Origin of the sequence: Brevundimonas sp. TWP2-1, from assembly GCF_049897645.1 — a bacterium.
Lineage (GTDB): Bacteria > Pseudomonadota > Alphaproteobacteria > Caulobacterales > Caulobacteraceae > Brevundimonas.
Genome location: NZ_JAFCWR010000001.1, coordinates 906,117 through 925,848, shown reverse-complemented (window position 1 = coordinate 925,848; position 19,732 = coordinate 906,117). Strand labels below are relative to the sequence as shown.

19 protein-coding genes are annotated in these 19,732 nt (G+C 66.9%); 10 read left to right on the top strand and 9 right to left on the bottom strand.

Features of this window, described 5'->3' with window-relative positions; genetic code table 11:
• The first annotated feature begins 1 nt into the window (after window position 1).
• The 4 genes from mltG to ACP7BH_RS04615 all read left to right on the top strand — a co-directional run bounded on the left by mltG (window position 2) and on the right by ACP7BH_RS04615 (window position 4,627).
• Complete coding sequence (gene mltG, locus ACP7BH_RS04630) at window positions 2-1,162, top strand: endolytic transglycosylase MltG (protein ID WP_425983285.1); 1,161 nt, start codon at window positions 2-4, stop codon at window positions 1,160-1,162.
• The gene (locus ACP7BH_RS04625; RefSeq protein ID WP_425983287.1) at window positions 1,159-2,043 is read left to right on the top strand and encodes a YicC/YloC family endoribonuclease; all 885 of its coding nucleotides are present in this window, start codon (window positions 1,159-1,161) and stop codon (window positions 2,041-2,043) included. The genes mltG and ACP7BH_RS04625 overlap by 4 nt, the downstream gene beginning before the upstream one ends.
• Window positions 2,033-2,674: a guanylate kinase gene (gene gmk / locus ACP7BH_RS04620; protein WP_135195780.1), complete on the top strand. Its 642-nt coding sequence runs from the start codon at window positions 2,033-2,035 to the stop codon at window positions 2,672-2,674. Before ACP7BH_RS04625 ends, gmk begins: the two co-directional genes overlap by 11 nt.
• 201 nt (window positions 2,675-2,875) lie before the next feature.
• Window positions 2,876-4,627, top strand: coding sequence for an ATP-binding protein (locus ACP7BH_RS04615; RefSeq protein ID WP_425983289.1), 1,752 nt, complete (start codon window positions 2,876-2,878; stop codon window positions 4,625-4,627).
• Here the strand turns inward: ACP7BH_RS04615 and ACP7BH_RS04610 are convergent.
• From ACP7BH_RS04610 to ACP7BH_RS04580, 7 genes are all read right to left on the bottom strand, one after another.
• Window positions 4,624-5,748, bottom strand: coding sequence for a pyridoxal phosphate-dependent aminotransferase (locus tag ACP7BH_RS04610; protein ID WP_425983291.1), 1,125 nt, complete (start codon window positions 5,746-5,748; stop codon window positions 4,624-4,626). The two genes, ACP7BH_RS04615 and ACP7BH_RS04610, sit on opposite strands and share 4 nt — an antisense overlap.
• Window positions 5,745-6,554: a 16S rRNA (adenine(1518)-N(6)/adenine(1519)-N(6))-dimethyltransferase RsmA gene (gene rsmA, locus ACP7BH_RS04605; protein WP_425983293.1), complete on the bottom strand. Its 810-nt coding sequence runs from the start codon at window positions 6,552-6,554 to the stop codon at window positions 5,745-5,747. The genes ACP7BH_RS04610 and rsmA overlap by 4 nt, the downstream gene beginning before the upstream one ends.
• A gap of 8 nt (window positions 6,555-6,562) precedes the next feature.
• Window positions 6,563-7,567: a 4-hydroxythreonine-4-phosphate dehydrogenase PdxA gene (pdxA, locus tag ACP7BH_RS04600; RefSeq protein WP_425983295.1), complete on the bottom strand. Its 1,005-nt coding sequence runs from the start codon at window positions 7,565-7,567 to the stop codon at window positions 6,563-6,565.
• The gene (locus tag ACP7BH_RS04595; RefSeq protein ID WP_425983297.1) at window positions 7,564-8,925 is read right to left on the bottom strand and encodes a peptidylprolyl isomerase; all 1,362 of its coding nucleotides are present in this window, start codon (window positions 8,923-8,925) and stop codon (window positions 7,564-7,566) included. Before ACP7BH_RS04595 ends, pdxA begins: the two co-directional genes overlap by 4 nt.
• 72 nt (window positions 8,926-8,997) lie before the next feature.
• Window positions 8,998-11,448 (bottom strand): LPS-assembly protein LptD, encoded by a 2,451-nt coding sequence (locus ACP7BH_RS04590; protein WP_425983299.1) that lies wholly within the window; start codon window positions 11,446-11,448, stop codon window positions 8,998-9,000.
• Between the two features lie 33 nt (window positions 11,449-11,481).
• Window positions 11,482-12,621, bottom strand: coding sequence for an LPS export ABC transporter permease LptG (gene lptG, locus ACP7BH_RS04585; protein ID WP_236547547.1), 1,140 nt, complete (start codon window positions 12,619-12,621; stop codon window positions 11,482-11,484).
• Window positions 12,618-13,754, bottom strand: coding sequence for an LptF/LptG family permease (locus tag ACP7BH_RS04580; RefSeq protein WP_425983301.1), 1,137 nt, complete (start codon window positions 13,752-13,754; stop codon window positions 12,618-12,620). The genes lptG and ACP7BH_RS04580 overlap by 4 nt, the downstream gene beginning before the upstream one ends.
• Before the next feature lie 143 nt (window positions 13,755-13,897).
• Between ACP7BH_RS04580 and ACP7BH_RS04575 the strand changes: the two genes are divergently transcribed.
• From ACP7BH_RS04575 to ACP7BH_RS04560, 4 genes are read left to right on the top strand one after another with little or no spacing between them, the layout of a single operon-like run.
• Entirely contained in the window at window positions 13,898-15,373 is a 1,476-nt protein-coding gene (locus ACP7BH_RS04575) for a leucyl aminopeptidase (RefSeq protein ID WP_425983303.1), read from the top strand.
• Between the two features lie 19 nt (window positions 15,374-15,392).
• Window positions 15,393-15,851, top strand: a complete 459-nt coding sequence (locus ACP7BH_RS04570; RefSeq protein ID WP_425983305.1) for a DNA polymerase III subunit chi — start codon at window positions 15,393-15,395, stop codon at window positions 15,849-15,851.
• A gap of 5 nt (window positions 15,852-15,856) precedes the next feature.
• Window positions 15,857-16,165 (top strand): hypothetical protein, encoded by a 309-nt coding sequence (locus ACP7BH_RS04565; protein ID WP_425983307.1) that lies wholly within the window; start codon window positions 15,857-15,859, stop codon window positions 16,163-16,165.
• A 16-nt stretch (window positions 16,166-16,181) separates the two neighbouring features.
• Window positions 16,182-16,478, top strand: coding sequence for an I78 family peptidase inhibitor (locus tag ACP7BH_RS04560; RefSeq protein WP_425983309.1), 297 nt, complete (start codon window positions 16,182-16,184; stop codon window positions 16,476-16,478).
• 4 nt (window positions 16,479-16,482) lie between these two features.
• On the opposite strand, the gene ACP7BH_RS04555 is transcribed toward ACP7BH_RS04560, so the two are convergent.
• Window positions 16,483-17,409, bottom strand: coding sequence for a LysR family transcriptional regulator (locus tag ACP7BH_RS04555; RefSeq protein WP_425983311.1), 927 nt, complete (start codon window positions 17,407-17,409; stop codon window positions 16,483-16,485).
• A gap of 120 nt (window positions 17,410-17,529) precedes the next feature.
• Between ACP7BH_RS04555 and ACP7BH_RS04550 the strand changes: the two genes are divergently transcribed.
• Both ACP7BH_RS04550 and ACP7BH_RS04545 read left to right on the top strand, forming a co-directional pair.
• Window positions 17,530-18,228: a pirin family protein gene (locus ACP7BH_RS04550; RefSeq protein WP_425983313.1), complete on the top strand. Its 699-nt coding sequence runs from the start codon at window positions 17,530-17,532 to the stop codon at window positions 18,226-18,228.
• A gap of 70 nt (window positions 18,229-18,298) precedes the next feature.
• Window positions 18,299-18,697 (top strand): DoxX family protein, encoded by a 399-nt coding sequence (locus ACP7BH_RS04545; RefSeq protein WP_425983314.1) that lies wholly within the window; start codon window positions 18,299-18,301, stop codon window positions 18,695-18,697.
• 46 nt (window positions 18,698-18,743) lie between these two features.
• On the opposite strand, the gene pip is transcribed toward ACP7BH_RS04545, so the two are convergent.
• Entirely contained in the window at window positions 18,744-19,724 is a 981-nt protein-coding gene (gene pip / locus ACP7BH_RS04540) for a prolyl aminopeptidase (protein WP_425983316.1), read from the bottom strand.
• Window positions 19,725-19,732: the final 8 nt, after the last annotated feature.

Below are 19,732 nucleotides of genomic sequence, written 5' to 3'. Positions count from 1 at the left end.
GATGTTCGGGCGGGGACGGGTCGAGAAATCCAGCGGGCGGTCGGGGTTCACGGTCTCGCTGCTGACCGCGTCCGCCACCTTCGGCCTGTTCCTGCTCGCCGCGCTGATCGCGGTGTGGGCGATCTATTATGCGCCGGGGCCGTCGGCGCGGCAGGGCGACAAGACGGTCGTGACCCTGGCCAGCGGATCGGGGGTCTCGGCCATCGCGGCGCGGATGAAGGCGGCGGGGGTGATCCGTTCGACGGATCTGTTCCGCGCGGCGGCGACCCTGACCGGGGCGGATCGTCGGCTGAGAGCCGGCGAATACGAGGTGCCGTCGGGCACGTCCCTGGCTGGGGTGCTGAACCTGCTGGTCGAGGGACGGGTGATGCGCCATTTTGTGACTTTGCCTGAGGGCTGGTCGTCGCTGCAGGCGGTGGACATCCTGAACAAGGAGCCGGTGCTGACCGGCGTTGTCGCCGATACGCCCGAGGAAGGCAGCTTGTGGCCCGACACCTATGAGGTCTCGCGCGGCGATACGCGTCAGTCGGTGATCGACCGGATGCAGCGTGCGGCGAACGAGAACCTGCGCCTGCTGTGGAGCCAGCGTTCGCCGGCTACGGTCGCGCGCACGCCCGAGGAGGCAGTGATCCTGGCCTCGATCGTGGAGAAGGAGACGGCCTTGGCGGCCGAGCGCCCGCGCGTGGCGGCGGTGTTCTCGAACCGGCTGCGCGCCGGGATGCGGTTGGAGAGCGATCCGACCATCGTCTATGGCGTGACGAAGGGAAGACCGCTGGGGCGCGGCATCCGGCGCTCCGAGCTGTTGGCGCCGACACCTTGGAACACCTATCAGATCAACGGCCTACCGCCGACGCCCATCGCCAATCCGGGCAAGGAGGCGGTGCAGGCCGTGCTGAACCCGCCGGCTGATCCGGCCCTGTTCTTCGTGGCCGACGGATCGGGCGGACACGCCTTCGCCCTGACCTATGACGAGCATCTGCAGAACGTGGCGCGCTGGCGCCAGATCGAGCGGCAGAAGGCTGGACTGCCGCCCGAGGCCGCTCCGCCTGTGACGCCTGGGACCAGTGCGGCGCCGATGACGACCGAGCCGGCCGCTGCGCCCGTTGCGGGCGGACAGGCGACGATCACGCTTCCGGCAGGCGCGACGCAGGGATCACGATGAGCAGCCTATCTGGAATGACCGGCTTTGGCCGGGCGGACGGGGCAGGCGAGGGCTGGACCTGGTCGGTCGAGGCGCGCTCGGTCAACGGGCGCAATCTGGAGATCAGGTTCCGGGGACCGAACGGTTTCGATGCGTTGGAGCGGTCGGCCAAGGCGGCGGGCCAGGCGCGTTTCGCGCGGGGCCAGGTCACTGTTGGCGTCCAGGCCAAACGAGCAGAGGCAGGCGAGGCGGCGGTCACGATCAACGCCGCCGTGCTGGCGCGCTATCTGACCCTGGCCAATGAACTGGCTGAGGACGGCGCGACGCCGCCGTCGGCCGACGGCCTGCTGGCCCTGCGCGGCGTGATCGAGGCGCCGGAAGAGGTGGACGATCCAGAGGCGCGGGCTGCGGTGGAGGCGGCCATGGCCCGCACCGTCGAAGAGGCGCTGGATGCGCTGAAAGCCTCGCGCCAGAACGAGGGCGCGCAGCTGACGCCGGTGCTGGAAGACTTCATCGCCCGGATCGAGACGCTGACGATGCAGGCCGAAGGCGAGGCGACAGCCCAGGTCGAAGCCATTCGCGAGCGTTTCACGCGTCGAATCACTGAACTGGCGCTGGATGCGCCGGGCCTGGAAGACCGGATTTTCCTGGAGGCCGCCGTCCTGGCGACCAAGGCGGACGTGCGCGAGGAGCTGGATCGGCTGACGGCGCACGTCGCCTCGGCGCGTCAGCTTGTGGCCTCGGCGCCCGCCGGGCGTAAACTCGACTTCCTGATGCAAGAATTCATGCGTGAGGCCAACACGCTGTGCTCGAAATCCGCTACCACCGCGCTCACCGGAATCGGCCTGGAGCTCAAGGCCGTCATCGAACAGTTGCGTGAGCAGGTCCAGAATGTCGAATGAACGCACGCCCCGCCGGGGCGTCCTCCTGATCGTCGCCAGCCCGTCGGGCGCCGGCAAGACGTCGCTGTGTCGCCGGTTGATGGCGGACCATGGCGGGCTGGAGCTGTCCGTCTCCATGACGACGCGCGGCATTCGCCCGGGCGAGGTGCATGGGCGCGACTATAATTTCGTCGAGCACGACGAGTTTCAGCGGCTGATCGACCAGGACGCCTTCCTGGAATGGGCGGACGTTCACGGCAATCGCTACGGCAGCCCGCGCGCGCCAGTGGATCGGGCGCTAGCCGAGGGGCGCGACGTCCTGTTCGACATCGACTGGCAGGGCGCGCGCGACGTCGCCGAGAAATGCCCGGAGGACGCCGTGCGCGTCTTCATCCTGCCGCCCAGTCTGGAAGAGCTGCGCCGACGTCTGGTGACGCGATCGCAGGACGCCGACGACGTGATCGAGCGCCGTGTCGCCAACGCCAAGGGCGAGATCGAACACTGCGACGCTTTCGACTATGTGCTGGTTAACGAGGACTTCGACCGATCCTACGCCGAACTGGCCCACATCTATCATGCGGAGCGGTCGCGCCGGTTCCGTAACCTGTGGGTCGAGGATTATCGCACCGCGCTGCTGCGCGAGGTCGTCTGAATAAAAAGCAGCGCCGCAAGCCGTGGGGGTGACCGGCGGCGCTGCGGGTTACTCAACGCTACGCTACTGAAGCCGTTTTGCCAGACAGAAGGTTTCAGACGGTAAATGCAGCGATAGGGAACATTCCCTAGCGGCTGGACACGCGTGGTTTACGTCCTGTTCGCCCTCTTGACGTAACGTTAGGCGGTGAACGGGGGTATCATGCGTTTTCTGGATTCAATCGGGCCTCTCTTGGCTAGCAGCGCCAAGGAACGCGTCAAGCAGGTTCCGGTGAGGCTTCTGCTGGCAGTCGTGGTCGCCTGGGCGATGTATGCGGCCGACATGGGACGGTGGATTCCACTCTGGCTTGCCGTCGCGCTGCTGGTTCAGGCGTTCGAATTAGTCGCCATGGCGCCATTCAGGCGTGCAGAACCTTCCCGCCGACGGTTTTGGGTCGCACTGGCCCTGGCCTCCACAACCTTGATGGCGACGACCTATGGCGGCATGGCGCTGATCATCTGGTCGTCCAATCATCCGGCCCTGGTGACCTTGGCCGCCCTGACGCTGGCGGGCGGTCTGTTGACCAATGTGGCGTCCGGGATCGGCTCGCGCACGATCTTCTTCATCGGCGGCGGACCCTATCTGGCGGTGCTGACGCTGATGCCTGTGGTCAAGATCCTTCAGGGCGACACCCACGGCGTCGTGGTGATGACCCTGTCGGCCGCCCTGTTCGCGGGGGCGATCCTGAACGTCTATTGGCGGGTGCACGCTGCACGTCAGGCTGAGATCCAGTCGCGCGCAGAAGCCGAGCAGAGGCTCGAGCAGGCGCAGGCGGCCATGGCGGATCGCGCGGCAATGGCGGCAATCGTCAGCCACGAACTGCGCACGCCCGTCAGCGCCATCCTGGCCGGCGCCCACGTCATTCGCGGCGGCAAACTGCCCGAGCAACGCGAGGAGACCGCCGACCTGATCATTGACGCCGGACAGCTGATGACCGGGATGCTGAACGACCTGCTGGACCACTCCAAGATGGAGGCCGGGGCGATGTCGATGGAGAGCCGCGACTTCGAACTGGGCGACCTGATGCGCGACACGGCGCGGTTCTGGGCGGCGCCGGCGGCGGAGAAGGGACTGACGCTGGAGATGTCGGGGGGCGAAGGGGACGCCGTCTGGCTGCGGGGCGATCCCTATCGTCTGCGCCAGATCATCAACAATCTGGTGTCGAATGCGATCAAGTTCACGCCGGCCGGCACGATCCGGCTGCAGGCCGCAGCGCCTCGCGCCGATGACCGCCATCGTCTGACCCTGACTGTCACCGATCAGGGGGCAGGCATCACGCCTGAAGCCATGAGCCGACTGTTCACGCCGTTCGCGCAAGGATCGGCCGAGGTGGCGCGCACCTATGGCGGGACGGGGCTGGGCCTGACCGTCAGCCGCGAGCTGGCGCGATTGATGGGCGGTGACCTGACGGTCGAGAGCGTGCCGGGACAGGGGGCCGCCTTCACCCTGTGCGTCGACCTGCCTGCGGGCGAGCCGACGGAAGCCGAGAACAGCCTGGATGCCTCGGCGCCGGTGTTGGCGCGCCGTATCCGGGTGCTGGCCGTGGACGATCACGAGATCAACCGTCGCACCATCGCCCTGGTGCTCCAGCCGCTGGACGTGGACCTGGCGACAGCCTCGGACGGTCATCTGGCTCTGGCGCTGCTGGCCGAACGGCCGTTCGACGTCGTGCTGATGGATGTGAACATGCCGGGCATAGACGGCAATGAGGCGACGCGCCGTCTGCGAGCGTCGGGGGGCATCAACGCTGCGGTTCCGGTGATCGGGTTCAGCGCGGGGACCGAGGATGCGCAGGTTCAGGCCTGTTATGCGGCGGGGATGACGGACTGGCTGGCCAAGCCGCTGGAGCCTCGCAAGCTCTACGACGCCCTGCACAAGGCGACGTCGTCGGGCGGGCAGGCCGAAGCCGCTTAGGTCAAGGCTGCGAACCAGGGGCGCAGGCGGTTAAGCGCCTCTTCAATCTCCGGCGTCGAGACGGCGAAGCTGAAGCGGATGAAACGATGGCCGTCGACGGGGTCGAAGTCGACGCCGGGCGCGGTGGCGACGCCGGTGTCGCGCAGCAATCGTTCGCAGAAGGCCACGCTGTCGTTCGTCAGATGACCGATGTCGGCCCAGATGTAGAAGGCGCCGTCCGGCGGCGCGATCTTTTTCAGGCCCAGGGCGGGCAGGGCGTCCAGCATCAACTGGCGGTTACGGGCGTAGTTGTGGATATGGCCTTCCAACTCATCGACCGCGTCCATGGCGACGAGGCCGGCGTGCTGGCTGAGCGACGGCGGGGTCAGGAACATGTTGCCGATATAGGCGCGGGCGGCGTCGATCCGGGCCTCTGGGACCAGCAGCCATCCCAGGCGCCAGCCGGCCATGCTCCAGTATTTGGAGAAGCTGTTGATCACCACGGCGTCGGGCGCGAACTGCAGCATCGACGGGGTCGGGCCGACGTAGCTGAGTCCGTGATAGATCTCGTCCGAGACGATGGCGATGTCGCGCGCGCGGCAGACCTCGGCGATGGCGGCGAGTTCGGCGTCTGGAATGATGGTGCCCGTCGGATTGGCGGGGCTGGCGATGATGACGCCGGCGGGGGCGGGATCCAGGGCTTCCAGTTGGGCGGCGGTCAGCTGGAACCGGGTTTCGGGACCGCAGGCGATCTCGACCGGTTCCAGATGCAGGGCGCGCAGGGTGTTGCGATAGGCGACATAGCCGGGGCGAGCCAGGGCGATGCGGTCGCCCGGCCTGAAGCGGGTGCTGAGCGCCAAGACGAGGGCGGGGGAGGCGCCGCAGGTCAGCAGAACGCGGTCGGGATCGACCATGACGCCGTAGCGGTCGTCATACAGGCGTGCGATCCGGGCGCGGAGGTCGGGGCTTTCCCAATAGCCCATGGCGTCGGCGTCCAGCACCTCATGCGCGCGGGCGATGGCCGCGGCGGGCGCGCCGGTCGAGGGCTGGCCGAATTCCATATGGATGATCGACCGGCCTTTCGCCTTCAACTGATGCGCTAGGCGGCTGATGGTGATGGCGCGGAAGGGTTCGACGGTCATGCCAGAGCATCCGCCAGACGCAGGAAGCCCGCCACGTCCACGGTTTCAGCCCGCACGTCCGGCTCGATGCCGGCGGCCTCGCACAGGGCCGCGCCGCCCAGCTGTTTCAGGCTGGATCGCAGCATCTTGCGGCGTTGGCCGAAGGCGGCGGCGGTGACGCGTTCCAGCTTCTTCAGGCGTTCAGGCGATGGGCGCTCGTCCAGCGGGACCAGATGGACCACGGCCGAGGCCACCTTGGGCGGCGGGGTGAAGGCGGCGGCGGGCAGGTGCATGACGATGCGGGCGGTGCAGACGGCCTGGGAAATGACCGCCAGGCGGCCATAGGCGTCGTCGCCCGGCGCAGCGGCGACGCGCTCGGCGACTTCCTTCTGGAACATCAGGGTCAGGCTGTAGGGCAGCCAGGGACCGGTCAGCCATTTGATCAGCAGGGCCGTGCCGACGTTGTAGGGCAGGTTGGAGACCATATGGGCGGGGCCGCAGACCAGATCGGCCTCCTTCACCTTCAGGGCGTCGGCCTCGACGATGGTCAGGCGGCCGGAGCCGTCGTCCAGTTCGGTCAGCAGGGGAATGAAGCGCGGATCCTTTTCGACCAGAACCACGGGGCCCGCGTCGGATTCCAGCAGGGCGCGGGTCAGGCCGCCGGGGCCGGGGCCGACCTCGATCACGGCCCGGCCGTCGAACGGGCCGGCGAGGCGGACGATCTTGCGCGTCACATTGAGGTCCAGCAGGAAATGCTGGCCGAAGCTCTTCTTGGCCAGCAGGCCGTGGGCGTCGAGGGTTTCGCGGAGGGAGGGAAGGTCGGTCACACGCCCTGTTAGCGCGCGGCGCGCGCCGCCGCCATCTCAGAAGCCAGACGAATGGCGGCGATCAGGCTGTCGGCGCGCGCGACGCCCTTGCCTGCGATGTCGAAACCGGTGCCGTGGTCGGGCGAGGTGCGGATGATGGGCAGGCCCAACGAGACGTTCACCCCGCCCCAGAAGTCCAGCGTCTTGACCGGGATCAGGGCCTGGTCGTGATACATGCAGATGGCGGCGTCGTAGGTCGCGCGGGCCTCGTCATGGAACATCGTGTCGGCCGGTTTGGGATCGGTGATGTCGATTCCCTCGGCGCGGAGTTGTTCGGCGACAGGGATCAGAATGTCGAGTTCCTGAAGACCGAGCGCACCGCCTTCGCCCGCGTGGGGGTTCAGGGCGGCCATGGCCAGGCGCGGACGGGCGATGGCGAAATCGCGCTTCAGGCTTTCATGGACCACGCGGGCGGTTCGGGCGACGCGCTCGGCCGTGACCAGTTCCGGCACCTGGTCCAAGGCCACATGGATGGTCACCAGGCAGGCGCGCAGGTTTTGCGCCGTCAGCATCATCACGGGCCCGCGCGTGCCGGAATAGGGGGCGTCGGCGGTCAGTTCGGCGATGAACTCGGTATGGCCGGGAAAACGGAAGCCTGAGGCGTACATCGGCGCCTTGGCGATGGGGGCGGTGACGACGCCGGACGCCTCGCCGGACAGGGCGAAGCTGACGGCTTCTTCGATACCGTCCGCGACGGCGGCGGCGTTGGCTGGGTCGGGGCGTCCGACCTCGACCGGCGCGGGCAGCGGACGGTGGATGACCGGCAGGGCGGAGGCGAAGCGGCCTTGGGCGTCGCCGGGGCCATTGATCTCGACGACGGGAACGCCCTGGGCGCGCAGCAGAGCGGCGTCGCCGATGACGGCGAAGGCGAAGGTCTTGCTGTTCAGCGTCTTCCAGGCGGCGGCCACGATCTCGGGCCCGACGCCGGCGGGTTCGCCCAGCGTCAGGACCAGAGGCGCGACCGCTGGGGTCATTTGAACTCGATCAGGGCGTCGCTGCGCAGGTCACGCAGATAGCGACGCTCAAGCACGGCCAGGTTCTGAGCGCGCAGGCGGTTTTCGACCTGCTGGCGGTTCGGCGCTTCCGGGCCGCCCACGCGACGACCACAGACGGCGACCAGGTGCAGACCCAGCGGTGTGCGGATCGGCGTGGAGACCGTGCCGATCTCGCCGGTGCGGGCGAACTGCTGGAACTGGGGCGCCAGGTTGGCGACGTCGGATTCGCCCAGGTCGGCGCCGAGGACGCCCTCGGTCGCGCGCGCCTGGGAGATGATGTTGTCGCAGGTCAGGCCGGTCCGCATCGCTTCCAGCTTGGCGTCGGCGGCCGCGACATCGGCTTCCGAGGCGGTTTCGGGCAGTTCGACCATGACCTGCCGCAGCGAGACCAGGCTGGTCGAGGCGCCGTCGCGCTTGTCACGCAGATACAGGATGTAGACGCCGCCATCGACGACGATGGGGTTGGACAACTGACCCGGTTGAAGCTGTTCCAGGACGGTCTGAACGGCCGGTTGCAGCGAATCTTTCACCACCCAGCCGGCGTCGCCGGGGACGCGGGCGTTGGCGGACGGGGCCGAGGAGAACTGTTGCGCGACGGCCTGGAAAGGCGCGCCGCCGATGATCTGCTGCACCAGTTGACGGGCGCCGTTCAGCGCCGCCTGGGCGCCGCCGACGCGCGCGGCGTCGATGTAGATTTCACCGATCAGGAACTGTGGCTTGGAGGCGGCTTCGTTCAGGCGACGGACTTCCTGATCGACCTGCAGGGTGCTGGGGCGGGCGCGGCTGTTGAAACGGCCGGGAATCAGCTGACCCCAGCCGATCTGGGTGCGCAGGTTCTCGCGGAAGGCGGCGGGCTGAATGCCGCCCTGTTGCAGGAACTGCAGATAGGCGGCGGGCGCCGTGCCGGCCGCACGCGCCATTTCGGCGATCTCGGCATCGACCTCTTCGTCCGTGACCTTCAGGCTCTCGAACTTGGCCATCTCCTGGGTCTTCAGGCGATCTTCGATCAGGGCGTTGAGGGCGGCCTGCTGGATGGCGGGCAGATTCTGCTCGGTCGGCTGGACCTGGGATGAGGCGATCAGCATCAGCATGCGCTGGCGCAGATCATAGCCGGTGATGATCTTGTCGTTGACGGTGGCGACGATGCCGTCGGCCATCTCGAACTGGGGTTCGGCGCGAGCGGTGGCGGGCGCCTCCTCCCCAGCAGGATTGGGCGCGCCGGCCGCAGGGCCTTGCGCGGGAGCCTGAACGGGCGCGGGCGCCGTCTGGCCATGGGCAGAACCGGCGAGCAGGAACGCCGCGAGCGCAGCCCCCGTCGAATAACGCATCAAACCCATTGGTCGTCCTGATTCCTCACAGCGGTCCGCCAGCCAGGCCGGCAGGCGGTCGCGCCCCGTAAAGCGTCATGCTCAACGCATATCGCCCTGTCCATAACCTGAACCTCCGAAAGTGGCGAGGTTTAGGCGCACATAGATGCCTTCCGACGGGCCGCCGGGCCGCGCACGGGTATTGTCGCGGCGGTAGCCCAGTTCGAAGCGAAGGCAATCGTCGTCGAAGAGCACGCCGACTTCGGATCGGGTGATCTCGTTCTGATCCAGATCGGCGATGCCGGCGACCGCGACGCCCCAGTCGCCATAGACGAACTGCTGACCCGCCAGTTGGACGAACTCGTAGTTCCTGTTCAGCACGCCATCGATCGGATTCGACTGATCCAGGATGTAGCTGACGGTGGCCAGGTTGCGACGGCCCCAGCGGCCATCGACGGCTGCCTCGGCGCGACGCACGTCGCCCGAGCCGTCGATGGTGGCGTGAACCCAGCTGCGGATGCGGTCGGACGGCGAATAGTCGCCCTGAACCACCCAGTCGGACGTTTCGGCGGCCAGACCCGTCGGATCATACAGGCGCGCGGGATCGTCGGGGATCGAGGTGCGGAACTCGTCCTGCTGGTCGAAGCGATAGCTGCGGCCGACGAACAGGCTGGCCTTGCGACCCTCGGCCCAGCGGATGGTGGCGCGTCCGCCGGCGGTCAGGCGCACGCCGCCCTCCAGCAGGTCGTAGCCCGAGAAGCGATCCATGCGGAACAGGGACGATTCGTCCAGTTCCAGAACCTGGGAGTCCTCGATGGGGATGCGGCGATCCAGGCTGACCTTGTTGGAGACCGAAAGCTGGCCGACCGGCTCAAGGATGATGTCGGCGTCGCTGATGCGCTTTACCAGAGGATAGCTGACATCCACGCCGGCGCTGAGGCGCGAGCGGCTGACGGTCGCGTCGCTGTCGATGCCCAGCATCGGCGGCAGGTCGGACATGGAATAGAGATCGACGCGGGTGTCGATGAAGGGCTCGACGCGGATCCCGACCGGCAGGATGACGGTGCGACGCCATTCCATCTGTCCCGTGATGCGGCGGCTGTCGACGCCGCTAAGACCCGTCGTGACGGCCGGCACGATCTCGGGGTTGAGAATCGGAGTCCCAACGAAGGCGTCGCGATAAAGCGAAACGGCCGAGCCCTTGAGGCGCAGACGCCCGCCGAAGACCAGTTCGTGCGGCTCCCACCGCGCATCGATCAGCGGCGCGACCAGGGGCAGGGTGTCGTCGTTCTCGAACACCTTGAAGCCGTTGGCGTCGCGGAAGTCGTTCGCGGCGAAGGCGGGGTTCAGGCGCAGGCTCTGGATCGAGAAGGCGGCGACCGAAACATAGGAGCGGTCGGTCTGATGCTCGGCGTAGATCTGGCTGATCAGGCGTCGGCGGTCGCCGTAGTACAGGCCGTTGTCCTGATAGGGATCGCGGATATCGTAGCGGTCGAACAGAGTCTTGTCCGAGGTGCGCTCTGCCGTGAAGCCGAAGCGCCAAGGGCCGGACGGATCGAATTCGCCGTGCGACAGCAGATAGCTGCGGCTTTTGCGGTCGCCGAAATCGACGTTGCTCTCGAAGTCGCCGTCGCCGTCCAGATCGAAATCGCCGAACTCGCGGGCGTAGGTATAGCCGCCGCGCGCCACGATCATGCCGTTGGCGAACCGGCGGCGCCATTGCAGGTTCAGCAGCGGGGCGACGGAGGTGTTTATCTGGGGGCTGATCAACCAGTCCTCGGACGGCGAGACGACGTGGAGGTAGGGAACCTCGACCGAGACGCCGCGCCCTTCGTCATAGTTGACGATCGGCACCAGGAAGCCCGACGCCCGCTCTACCGTGGGGTCGGGGTGAGCGAAGAAGGGGGTGTAGAAGACCGGTACGGGACCGATGTAGAAGACGGCGTTGCGATACAGGATGGCTCGCAGTTGCTCGTCCTGCACCACCTTCTCGGCCTGGATCGAGATGGTCGGAGTCTTCGGCCCGCCGTCGTCGCAGATGGGGCAGGGGGTGAAGCGGGCGTAGTTCAGTTCGTTGACGTTTTCGCTGCGGCGCACGGCCGTGGCGGCCATCAGGCTGGCGCCGTTCGACAGGCGCGTGGCGAAATCGACGGCGACGCCGGTGGTCAGGTCTTTGTCCAGTTCGAGACGGCTGGCGTAGACGACCGTTCCGTCAGGCGCGATCGCCTCGACCTGGCCTTCGCCGGTCGCCGAACCGGCGTTCAGGTCATAGGACAGATTCTCGCCGCGCAGCACATGGCCGCGGGTGCGCACATAGGCGCGGTTTTCGGGCGTGCCGCTGACGACGATGTTGTCGCCCTCGCGGCGGGCATTGTCGGCATCGACATAGACGGCTTCGGGCGGCAGGCCGTCGGCAGGCGCGGTCGTGGTCGCGGCCGGAACGGTTTGCGCCAGAACAGGCATGGCGAAGGGCGCGCAGGCGACCAGGGTCGCACCGGCGAGAAGCCTTGCTCTGAAAGCGTTGAAGCGCCGATCGCGGCGATCACCCTGCATAGGCCATCCGTATTCTGAGAAGCGAGCGCCCGATTAGCCGTCTTCGGTATAGAACAGCAAGGTAAAGGCTGCGAGCGCCGTCAGAACGGGCGGGAGCCACGCGGCGACAAAGGGCGCCACGACCTCGGCCGATCCCATCGCCGAAGAAAACTGGTTCAGGAAGAAGAAGGCGAAACCCAGGACCACGGCGGACACGCTCATCCGCGCCAGGTCGCCCAGGCGCATGAGCCGAAGCGAGAAGGCGGCGGCCAAGATGGACATGGCGGCGAACACCAGCGGCGTGGCCAGAAGCTGCTGGAAGCGCAGGCGGTAGGCCGTGGAGGTAAAGCCGGCGTTCTCGATCCGGCTGATCTGGTTGGGCAGGGACCAGAAGGGGGTCGATTGCGGGCGCGCGAAACGGTCGAAGGCCTCTTCGTCGGCCAAACTGGAGACCAGGGTCAGGCTGGAATAGGTCACAGCGCGTTGGCCGATCTGGGCGCCGACCGCGTCGGTCAAGCGCCAGGCGCCCGCATTCAGCGAGGCCGACTTGGCGTCGATCCGCTCGGAGAAGGTGCGGCCGCCGCCGGGTGCGGTCGTGTAGATGAAGAAGCTGACGTTCAGCAGGCGGGCGTTGGCGCGGTCCTGCTGTCCGGCGCGGATGATCATCTGACGCTGGTCGTCGCCTTCGCGCAGCCAGATCGCCTCCTTGGGGTCGCCGCCGGGCGCCGTGCCGGAGATGCGAGCGCGTTCGCGTTGCCACAGGCCGTCGCCGGCCGAGGCCAGCGGTCCCAGCACGGTTACGGTCAGCACGCCCAGGACAAAGGCCATGCCGGCGGCCGGCAGGACGAAGCGCCAGGCGGACACCCCGGCGGCGCGCATGGCGATCAGCTCGCTGCGCCTGTTCAGACTGATGAAGGCCGACAGGGTGCCGAACAGGAAGACGAACGGCATCAGTTGCACGATCACCGACGGCGACTTGAGCAGCACCAGACCGAAGATCCGCACCGCCGACAGATCCTGAGCCGAGCCGACGCCGCGCGAGACCTCGACGAAGTCGATCAGCATGACCAGGGCCGAGATCACGGCCAGGGCCACGCCCAGCGACTTGAGCTGCTGGACCAGCACATAGCGTTCAATCCCGCCGAGACGGGGAATATGCGGCGAACGACGGGCCGGCATGAGCGCCGTGGTCATGCGAACCTCGCTTTCAGGTCGCGCACGAAGAGCCAGCGCTTGCTGCGTCGCGGCTTCAGCGCGCGGAACAGGACGCGCAGGGCGACGGCGATGGCGATGACGGGCACCACATATTGAAGAATGTTCATCCAGCCATTCCAGGCGCTGGCGGCGACGAGGCCATAGCCGATGACGCGCAGCAGCAGGAACAGGCCCGCCGCCTTGGCGATCCGCAGCGTATAGCCGGTGCGGCTGAAGGCGCCGCCCAGGATTGCGGACAGGGCCAGAGCCATGGCGACCAGGGCATAGAGCGGCGAGGACAGGCGCGAATGGGCCTCGGCCAACAGTTCACCCCGCGATCCGGCGACTTCGATCACCTTGGCCGTCGGGTTCAGCAACTGGCGCAGATAAAGGTCCGTCGGCTTGTAGCGGATCGTGTCGGTGACGCCGACGAAGGGGGCGAGCGAGAAGTCGTATCGGCCGAACGACAGGGTCTCCAGCACGCCGCCCGACGAGTAACGCTGGGCCGAGCCGTCGAGCATTGTCAGGACCGGCGTCCCGCCTGCGTCACGGCTGAACCGAGCCTCGGAGGCGTTCCAGGTCGTGACCTTGTCCTTGTCGTCCAGATAGACGAACAGGTTCTTCAGCAGGCCGTTCTGTTCGATCTGCTGCACATAGACGGTCAGGCCGTCCGGCGCCTGGACGAACTGGCCTTCCTCGACCAGCAGGGCGGCTAGGTCGGTGCGGATGTCGAAGGCCTGACGCCGGGCCTCCTGCTGCGCCCACGGCAGAATAAAGACGTTGACCAGCAGGGTGACCAAGGCGACCAGAACAGCGATGCGGGCGGCGGGCGAGATCAACTGCCAGCGCGTCATGCCGCCGGCGAAAGCCGCCGTCAGTTCCTGTTCGCGTTGCAACCGCGTCAGGGCGATCAGGGCGCCGACGAAAAGGCCGATGGGCAGAATCACCGACAGCAGTTGCGGCAGGGCCAGCAGGGTCAATCTGATCATGACCCACACGCTCTGACCCCGCTCCACGATGACCTGGAGTTGGTCGAGGCTCTGGCTCAGAATCCCAATTCCCGCCAAGGCTGCGCACGCAGCGATCACGGGGAACAGGATCTGGCGGAAAAGGTATCTTTGAATCAGGTTCATGGGCGGTTGGACTTCGCCCGGTTGCAGGCGGCGATATTGAGGCGCATCTAGTAGCACATCAGGGCGCGTCCGCGACAAGCAGACGCGCCGTTGTCTTTTTGCCTTTTGCAGACGCCGGGTGGGGCCTGGCTGGAGTTGTTTGAATGAAGATCGAGTTCGTCGCCGCCGTGGACGCCGCCGAGATTCTGGCGGTTCCGATTTTTGAAGACCGTGCGTTTACGCCGGCTGGGTCCGCTCTGGACGCCAAGACCAGCGGCGCCCTTACCAAGGCGGCCGGCAAGGGCCGTTTCACCGGCAAGGCCGGCCAGAGCCTGAGCGTCGCCGCACCGGCCGGCGTTAACGCCGATACCGTGCTGCTGGTCGGCGCGGGCGCCAAGGACAAGCTGGACGATCTGGCGGTCGAGGCTTTCGGCGGCAACGCCTATGCGGCCGTGAAACTGTCGGGCGCCGAGGTTCTGACCATCGACGCTTCCGACCTGGCGCCGGAGCAGGCCGCCCGCGTCGGCTTCGCCGCGCGTCTGGCCGCCTATCGCTTCGACAAATATCGCACGACGCAAAAGCCGGACAAGATTCCGTCGATCACCGCGATCCGCGTCGTCACCTCCGACCTGCGCGCCGCCGAGACTGCGCTGGAGCCGCTGTCGGCCGTGGCTGACGGCGTGATCTTCGCTCGCGACCTGGTGTCCGAGCCCGCCAACGTCCTGTATCCGGCCGAGTTCGCCAAGCGCGTCAAGGCGCTGGAGAGCCTGGGCCTGGAGGTCGAAATCCTCGGCGAGGCCGAGATGGAGAAGCTGGGCATGCGCACCCTGCTGGGTGTGGGCCAGGGCAGCCGTCGCGAAAGCCAGCTGGCGATCATGAAATGGAACGGCGGCGAAGCGGGGGCCCAGCCCCTGGCCTTCGTCGGCAAGGGCGTCTGCTTCGACACCGGCGGCATCTCGATCAAGCCGGCCGACGGCATGGAAGACATGAAGTGGGACATGGGCGGCGCGGCCGCCGTGACCGGAACCATGATCGCCCTGGCCAGCCGCAAGGCCAAGGCGAACGTCATCGGCGTTCTGGGCCTGGTCGAGAACATGCCGGACGGCGACGCCCAGCGTCCGGGCGACGTGGTCGTGTCGATGTCGGGCCAGACGGTCGAGGTGATCAACACCGACGCCGAGGGTCGCCTGGTTCTGGCCGACGCCCTCTGGTACACGCAGCAGCGCTTCAAGCCGAAGTTCATGATCGACCTGGCCACCCTGACAGGCGCCATGATCGTGGCCCTGGGCCTGGACTACGCAGGCGTCTTCTCCAACTCCGACGATGTCGCCGATCCGATCCTGGCGGCGTCGAAGAAGGTGGGCGAGAACTTCTGGCGCATGCCGATCCCGGCCATCTACGAGCAGCACATCGATTCCAAGATCGCCGATGTGAAGAATACCGGCAACGGCCGCGCCGGCGGCTCGATCACCGCCGCCTTGTTCCTGCAACGCTTCACCAACGGCGTGCCTTGGGCGCACCTTGACATCGCCCCGACCGCCTGGGCCAACAAGAGCCCCAGCCCCACCGTGCCGGAAGGCGGCGTCGGCTTCGCCGTGCGCACGCTGGATCGCATGGTCGCCGACACTTACGAAGCCTGATCGCCGGAGGTAGAGCCGGGTGAGCGACAAGCCCGAAATCTGGTTCTACCACCTGGAGCGGTCGACGCTGGATCAGGTGCTGCCGACCCTGCTCGAAAAAACGATCGAGCGGGGTTGGCGGGCGCTGATCAAGTCGTCGCATTCGCATCGGCTGGACGAGGTCGACGAGACGCTGTGGACTTTTCGTGACGACAGTTTCCTGCCGCACGGGCGGGCGGATCAGCCCAATGCGGATCGTCAGCCTGTGCTGTTGAGCGAATCGGGAGAGAACCTGAACGGCGCTCAGGCGCTGTTCATCGTTGACGACGCAGAACTGGGCGCGACGGAAGGGTTCGAACGATGCTTCATTATTTTCGACGGTCGGGACGAGCCGGCGTTGCAGCACGCGCGCGGGCGCTGGAAGACTTTGAAGGGGCAGGGCGCGAACCTGGCCTACTGGCGTCAGACCGACGAAGGGCGCTGGGAAAAGGCGGCCTGATCGGGATGGTTCTGCTGGCGGGCTGTTCGACGCCTGTCGCCGATGCGCCTGCGCCTCGCACCATCGAACAGGCACAGATGAATCCGCCGGTCGGCAGCCGCATGCCGACCGCACAGACCGACGATGTCTGCAAGGCGGGCGAGATGCAGTATCTCGTCGGCCGGTCTCGCACCGAAATCCCGGTCCCGGTGGACGTTGTGAACAGACGCGTGACCTGCACTACCTGCCCGGTCACCCACGACTTCTCGGCCTATCGGCTGAACATTCTGTACAATGAGCAAACCGGCGTCATCGAACAGGTTCGCTGCGGCTGACGCGAAGGAGAAGACTATGAAGATTATCGTGAGCACCCTGATGGCCGCCGGCGCATTGGCGTTGTCGGCCTGTGCGCCGACGCAAACCGCCGAGCCCGCGCCGGGTTCGGAAACGGCCTTCAAGGCCTGCAAGGTCGAAGACTATCAGAGCTATGTCGGGCGCAACCGCTCGACCATCCCCACCGCGCCTGCGGGCCAGACCTTCCGGGTTCTGTGCACGACCTGCGCGGCGACGATGGACTACCGCGAGAACCGGGTGAACTTCGTCTATGACGAGGCGACCAGCATCGTGCGCGAAGTGAAGTGCGGCTAAGGGTTCAGCGTCCAACGGTGTCGCCGGGCCAGAGCGGCCCGCTGAACTTGGCGGCCAGATAATCGATGAAGGCGGTGACCCGTGCGGGACGCGGGCCGCCGCTGGGCGCCACCAGATGCAGCGCGATCGGCGGCAGGCGCCAGTCGGTCATTACCGTCTCCAGACAGCCGTCGGCGACGTCCTTCCAGTAGATGAAGTCCGGCTGGGGGAAGAGGCCCAGCCCCGCGCACAGCGAGGCGGTCAGGGCGTCGGAGTTGTTGGCCCGCAGCGGCCCGCGGGGATGCACGACGACCTCTTCGCCTGCATCATTGGTGAACCGCCAGGTGTCGGGGCTGGGCATATAGGCGTAGCCGAGGCAGGCGTGGCGAGCCAGGTCGTCGGGGTGGGTCGGGCGACCGCGCTGTTCCAGATACGACGGCGAGGCCACCAGGGCGCGCGCCACGGGCCGCAGCTTGCGCGCCGTTAGGGACGAATCCGCCAGGGCCGCGATCCTCAGCGCGCAGTCGAAGCCGCCGCCGACCAGATCGATCACCTCGTCCGACAGGTGCAGGTCGATGGACACGTCCGGGTGGGTGGCCAGAAACTCGGGCAGGGCAGGCGCGACATAGGCCATGCCGAACGACATGGGCGCCGCCAGCCGCACCAGGCCGCGCGGGGTGACGGACATGTCCAACGCCTCGGACACCGCGCCCTCGGCCTCGGCCAGCATATGGGCGGCGCGGGCTGCCAGGGTTCGACCCGCGTCGGTGAGGGCGAACCGGCGCGACGTGCGATGGAGCAGGGTGGTCTTCAGCTGCTGCTCCAGCCGCGTCACCGCCTTGGACACCGTGGCCTTGGACAGGCCTAGGGTCTCGGCCGCGCCGGAGAACGACTGGCTGTCGGCGACCTTGGCGAAGATGGCCAAGGCTTCGAGGTCGGGCAGGCGGGACATGGGCGGCTCCGCGTCGTGAAACGATGAGTTTCGATTGTTTCTATTTCTGTTCGGTCGCCGATCTCTATCTTGGCGTCAAGCAAAGGCGTCGGACGGTTCCGACGCGAAAGGACGAGTTCGATGATCGAGCGTAGACCGTTTGAATCCCTCGGCGGCGCCAACCACGGCTGGCTGAACGCCAAACACCATTTCTCCTTCGCCAACTACTATGATCCCAAGCGGATGAGCTGGGGCAATCTGCGGGTCTGGAACGACGACGAGATCGCCGCCGGCTCTGGCTTTCCGCCGCATCCGCACGCCGACATGGAGATCATCACCTATGTCCGCGATGGGGCCATCACCCATGAGGACAGCCTGGGCAACAAGGGCCGCACCGTGGCAGGCGATGTCCAGGTCATGAGCGCGGGCACCGGCATCCGCCACGCCGAATACAATGCCGAGCCGGAGCTGACGCGGATCTTCCAGATCTGGATCGAGCCGACCAAGCGTGGCGAGGCGCCCAGCTGGGGCTCCAAGCCCTTCCCCAAAGGCGAACGTTCGGGCCAGTTCGTGGTCCTGGCCTCGGGCTTCGAGGGCGATACGGATGCCCTGCCGATCCGCACCGATGCGCGGATCGTGGCGGCGACGTTGAAGGCGGGCGACAGCGCCGACTATCCGCTGGGCGCCGACCGCCGGGCCTATCTGGTGCCGGCAAAGGGCGAGGTCGAGGTCAACGGCATCAAGCTGAGCGCTCGCGACGGCGCGGCCATCGCCCAGGAGGATGTGGTGACGGTCAAGGCGCTGTCGGACGCCGAGATCGTGCTGGTGGACGCCGCCTGATTTTAGGGTCAAGCTTCACGGTCGGACCCGTTCCGACCGTGACGTCCGCTTTTGAAAGCCGAGGAAAGAAATGTTCAATCAAGTGAATGGCTGGTCTTCTCACGCGCTGGCGGCGCTGAGGATCGTCTCCGGCCTGCTGTTCCTAGCGCATGGCGTCGTCAAGGTGTTCGGCTTTCCCGCCGGGGCCGAGCCGGGTCAGCAGGAGCTGCTGTCGCTGTTCGGCATCGGCGGCCTGATCGAGTTGGTCACCGGCCTGCTGTTGATCCTGGGCCTGTTCACACGACCGGCTGCACTGATCGCCTCGGGCCAGATGGCGGTCGCCTACTGGATGTTCCACTTCCCGAGCAGCCCCTATCCGGCGGTGAACGGCGGCGATGCGGCCATCCTGTTCTGCTTCGTCTTCCTCTACATCTTCACGGCCGGTCCCGGCGCGTGGAGCATCGACGACCGCAGCGCAAAGCGGTTCTGATTTCTAAGACAAGGAGAGCCGCCGCGCTGTTGGGCGCGGCGGCTTTTCACGCCTGGAGGGTCGCGGCCCAGTCGGCGGCGCGGACCAGGCTGTCGACGATACCCGGCTCGGACGAGGCGTGGCCGGCGTCGCCCACGATGTCCAGATGGGCCTCTGGCCAGGCGCGGTGCAGAGCCCAGGCGCCCGAGATCGGCGTGACCACGTCGAACCGCCCCTGGGCGATCCAGCACGGGATGTGACGCATCCGGTCCACGTTTTTGAGCAGCCAGCCGTCTTCCTCGAAGAAGCCGGCGTTGGTGAAGAACCAGTTCTCGATCCGGGCGAAGGCGACGGCGAAATCAGGCTCCGCGAACTTGTCCGGCCGGGCGTTGGGGCCCTCGACGCTGACGGTTTCGCCCTCCCAGCTGGACCAGGCCACGGCGCAGCGTTCGCGCTCGGCTGCGTCGTCGCCGATCAGACGTTTGTAATAGGCGGCCATCAGGTCGCCGCGCTCGGCCTCGGGGATGGGGGCGACGAAACGTTCCCAGGCGTCGGGGAAGATCATCGAGGCGCCGTCCTGGTAGAACCAGTGCAGTTCCTTCTTCGTCAGCAGGAAGATGCCGCGCAGCAGCAGGGCGATGACCCGATCAGGATGGGTGATGGCGTAGGCCATCGACAAGGTCGAACCCCAAGAGCCGCCGAACACAACCCATTTGTCGATGCCACAGAGCACCCGCAGACGCTCGATGTCGTCGATCAGGGTCCAGGTGGTGTTGTCCTCAAGCGAGGCATGGGGCCGCGACAGGCCGCAACCGCGCTGATCGAACATGATGATGCGATAGACGGCCGGGTCGAAGAAGCGACGCATGCCGGGGTTCACCGCGCCGCCCGGTCCGCCGTGCAGGACCAGGACGGGCAGACCGTCCGGATTGCCGGATTCCTCGTAATAGATTTCGTGCACGCCCTCGGTCGTCATCCAGCCCGAGGCATAGGATTCGATCTCGGGGTGGAGCACACGACGCGGCTCGGCGGGCGTAGGGAAGGCCATGGAGGGGC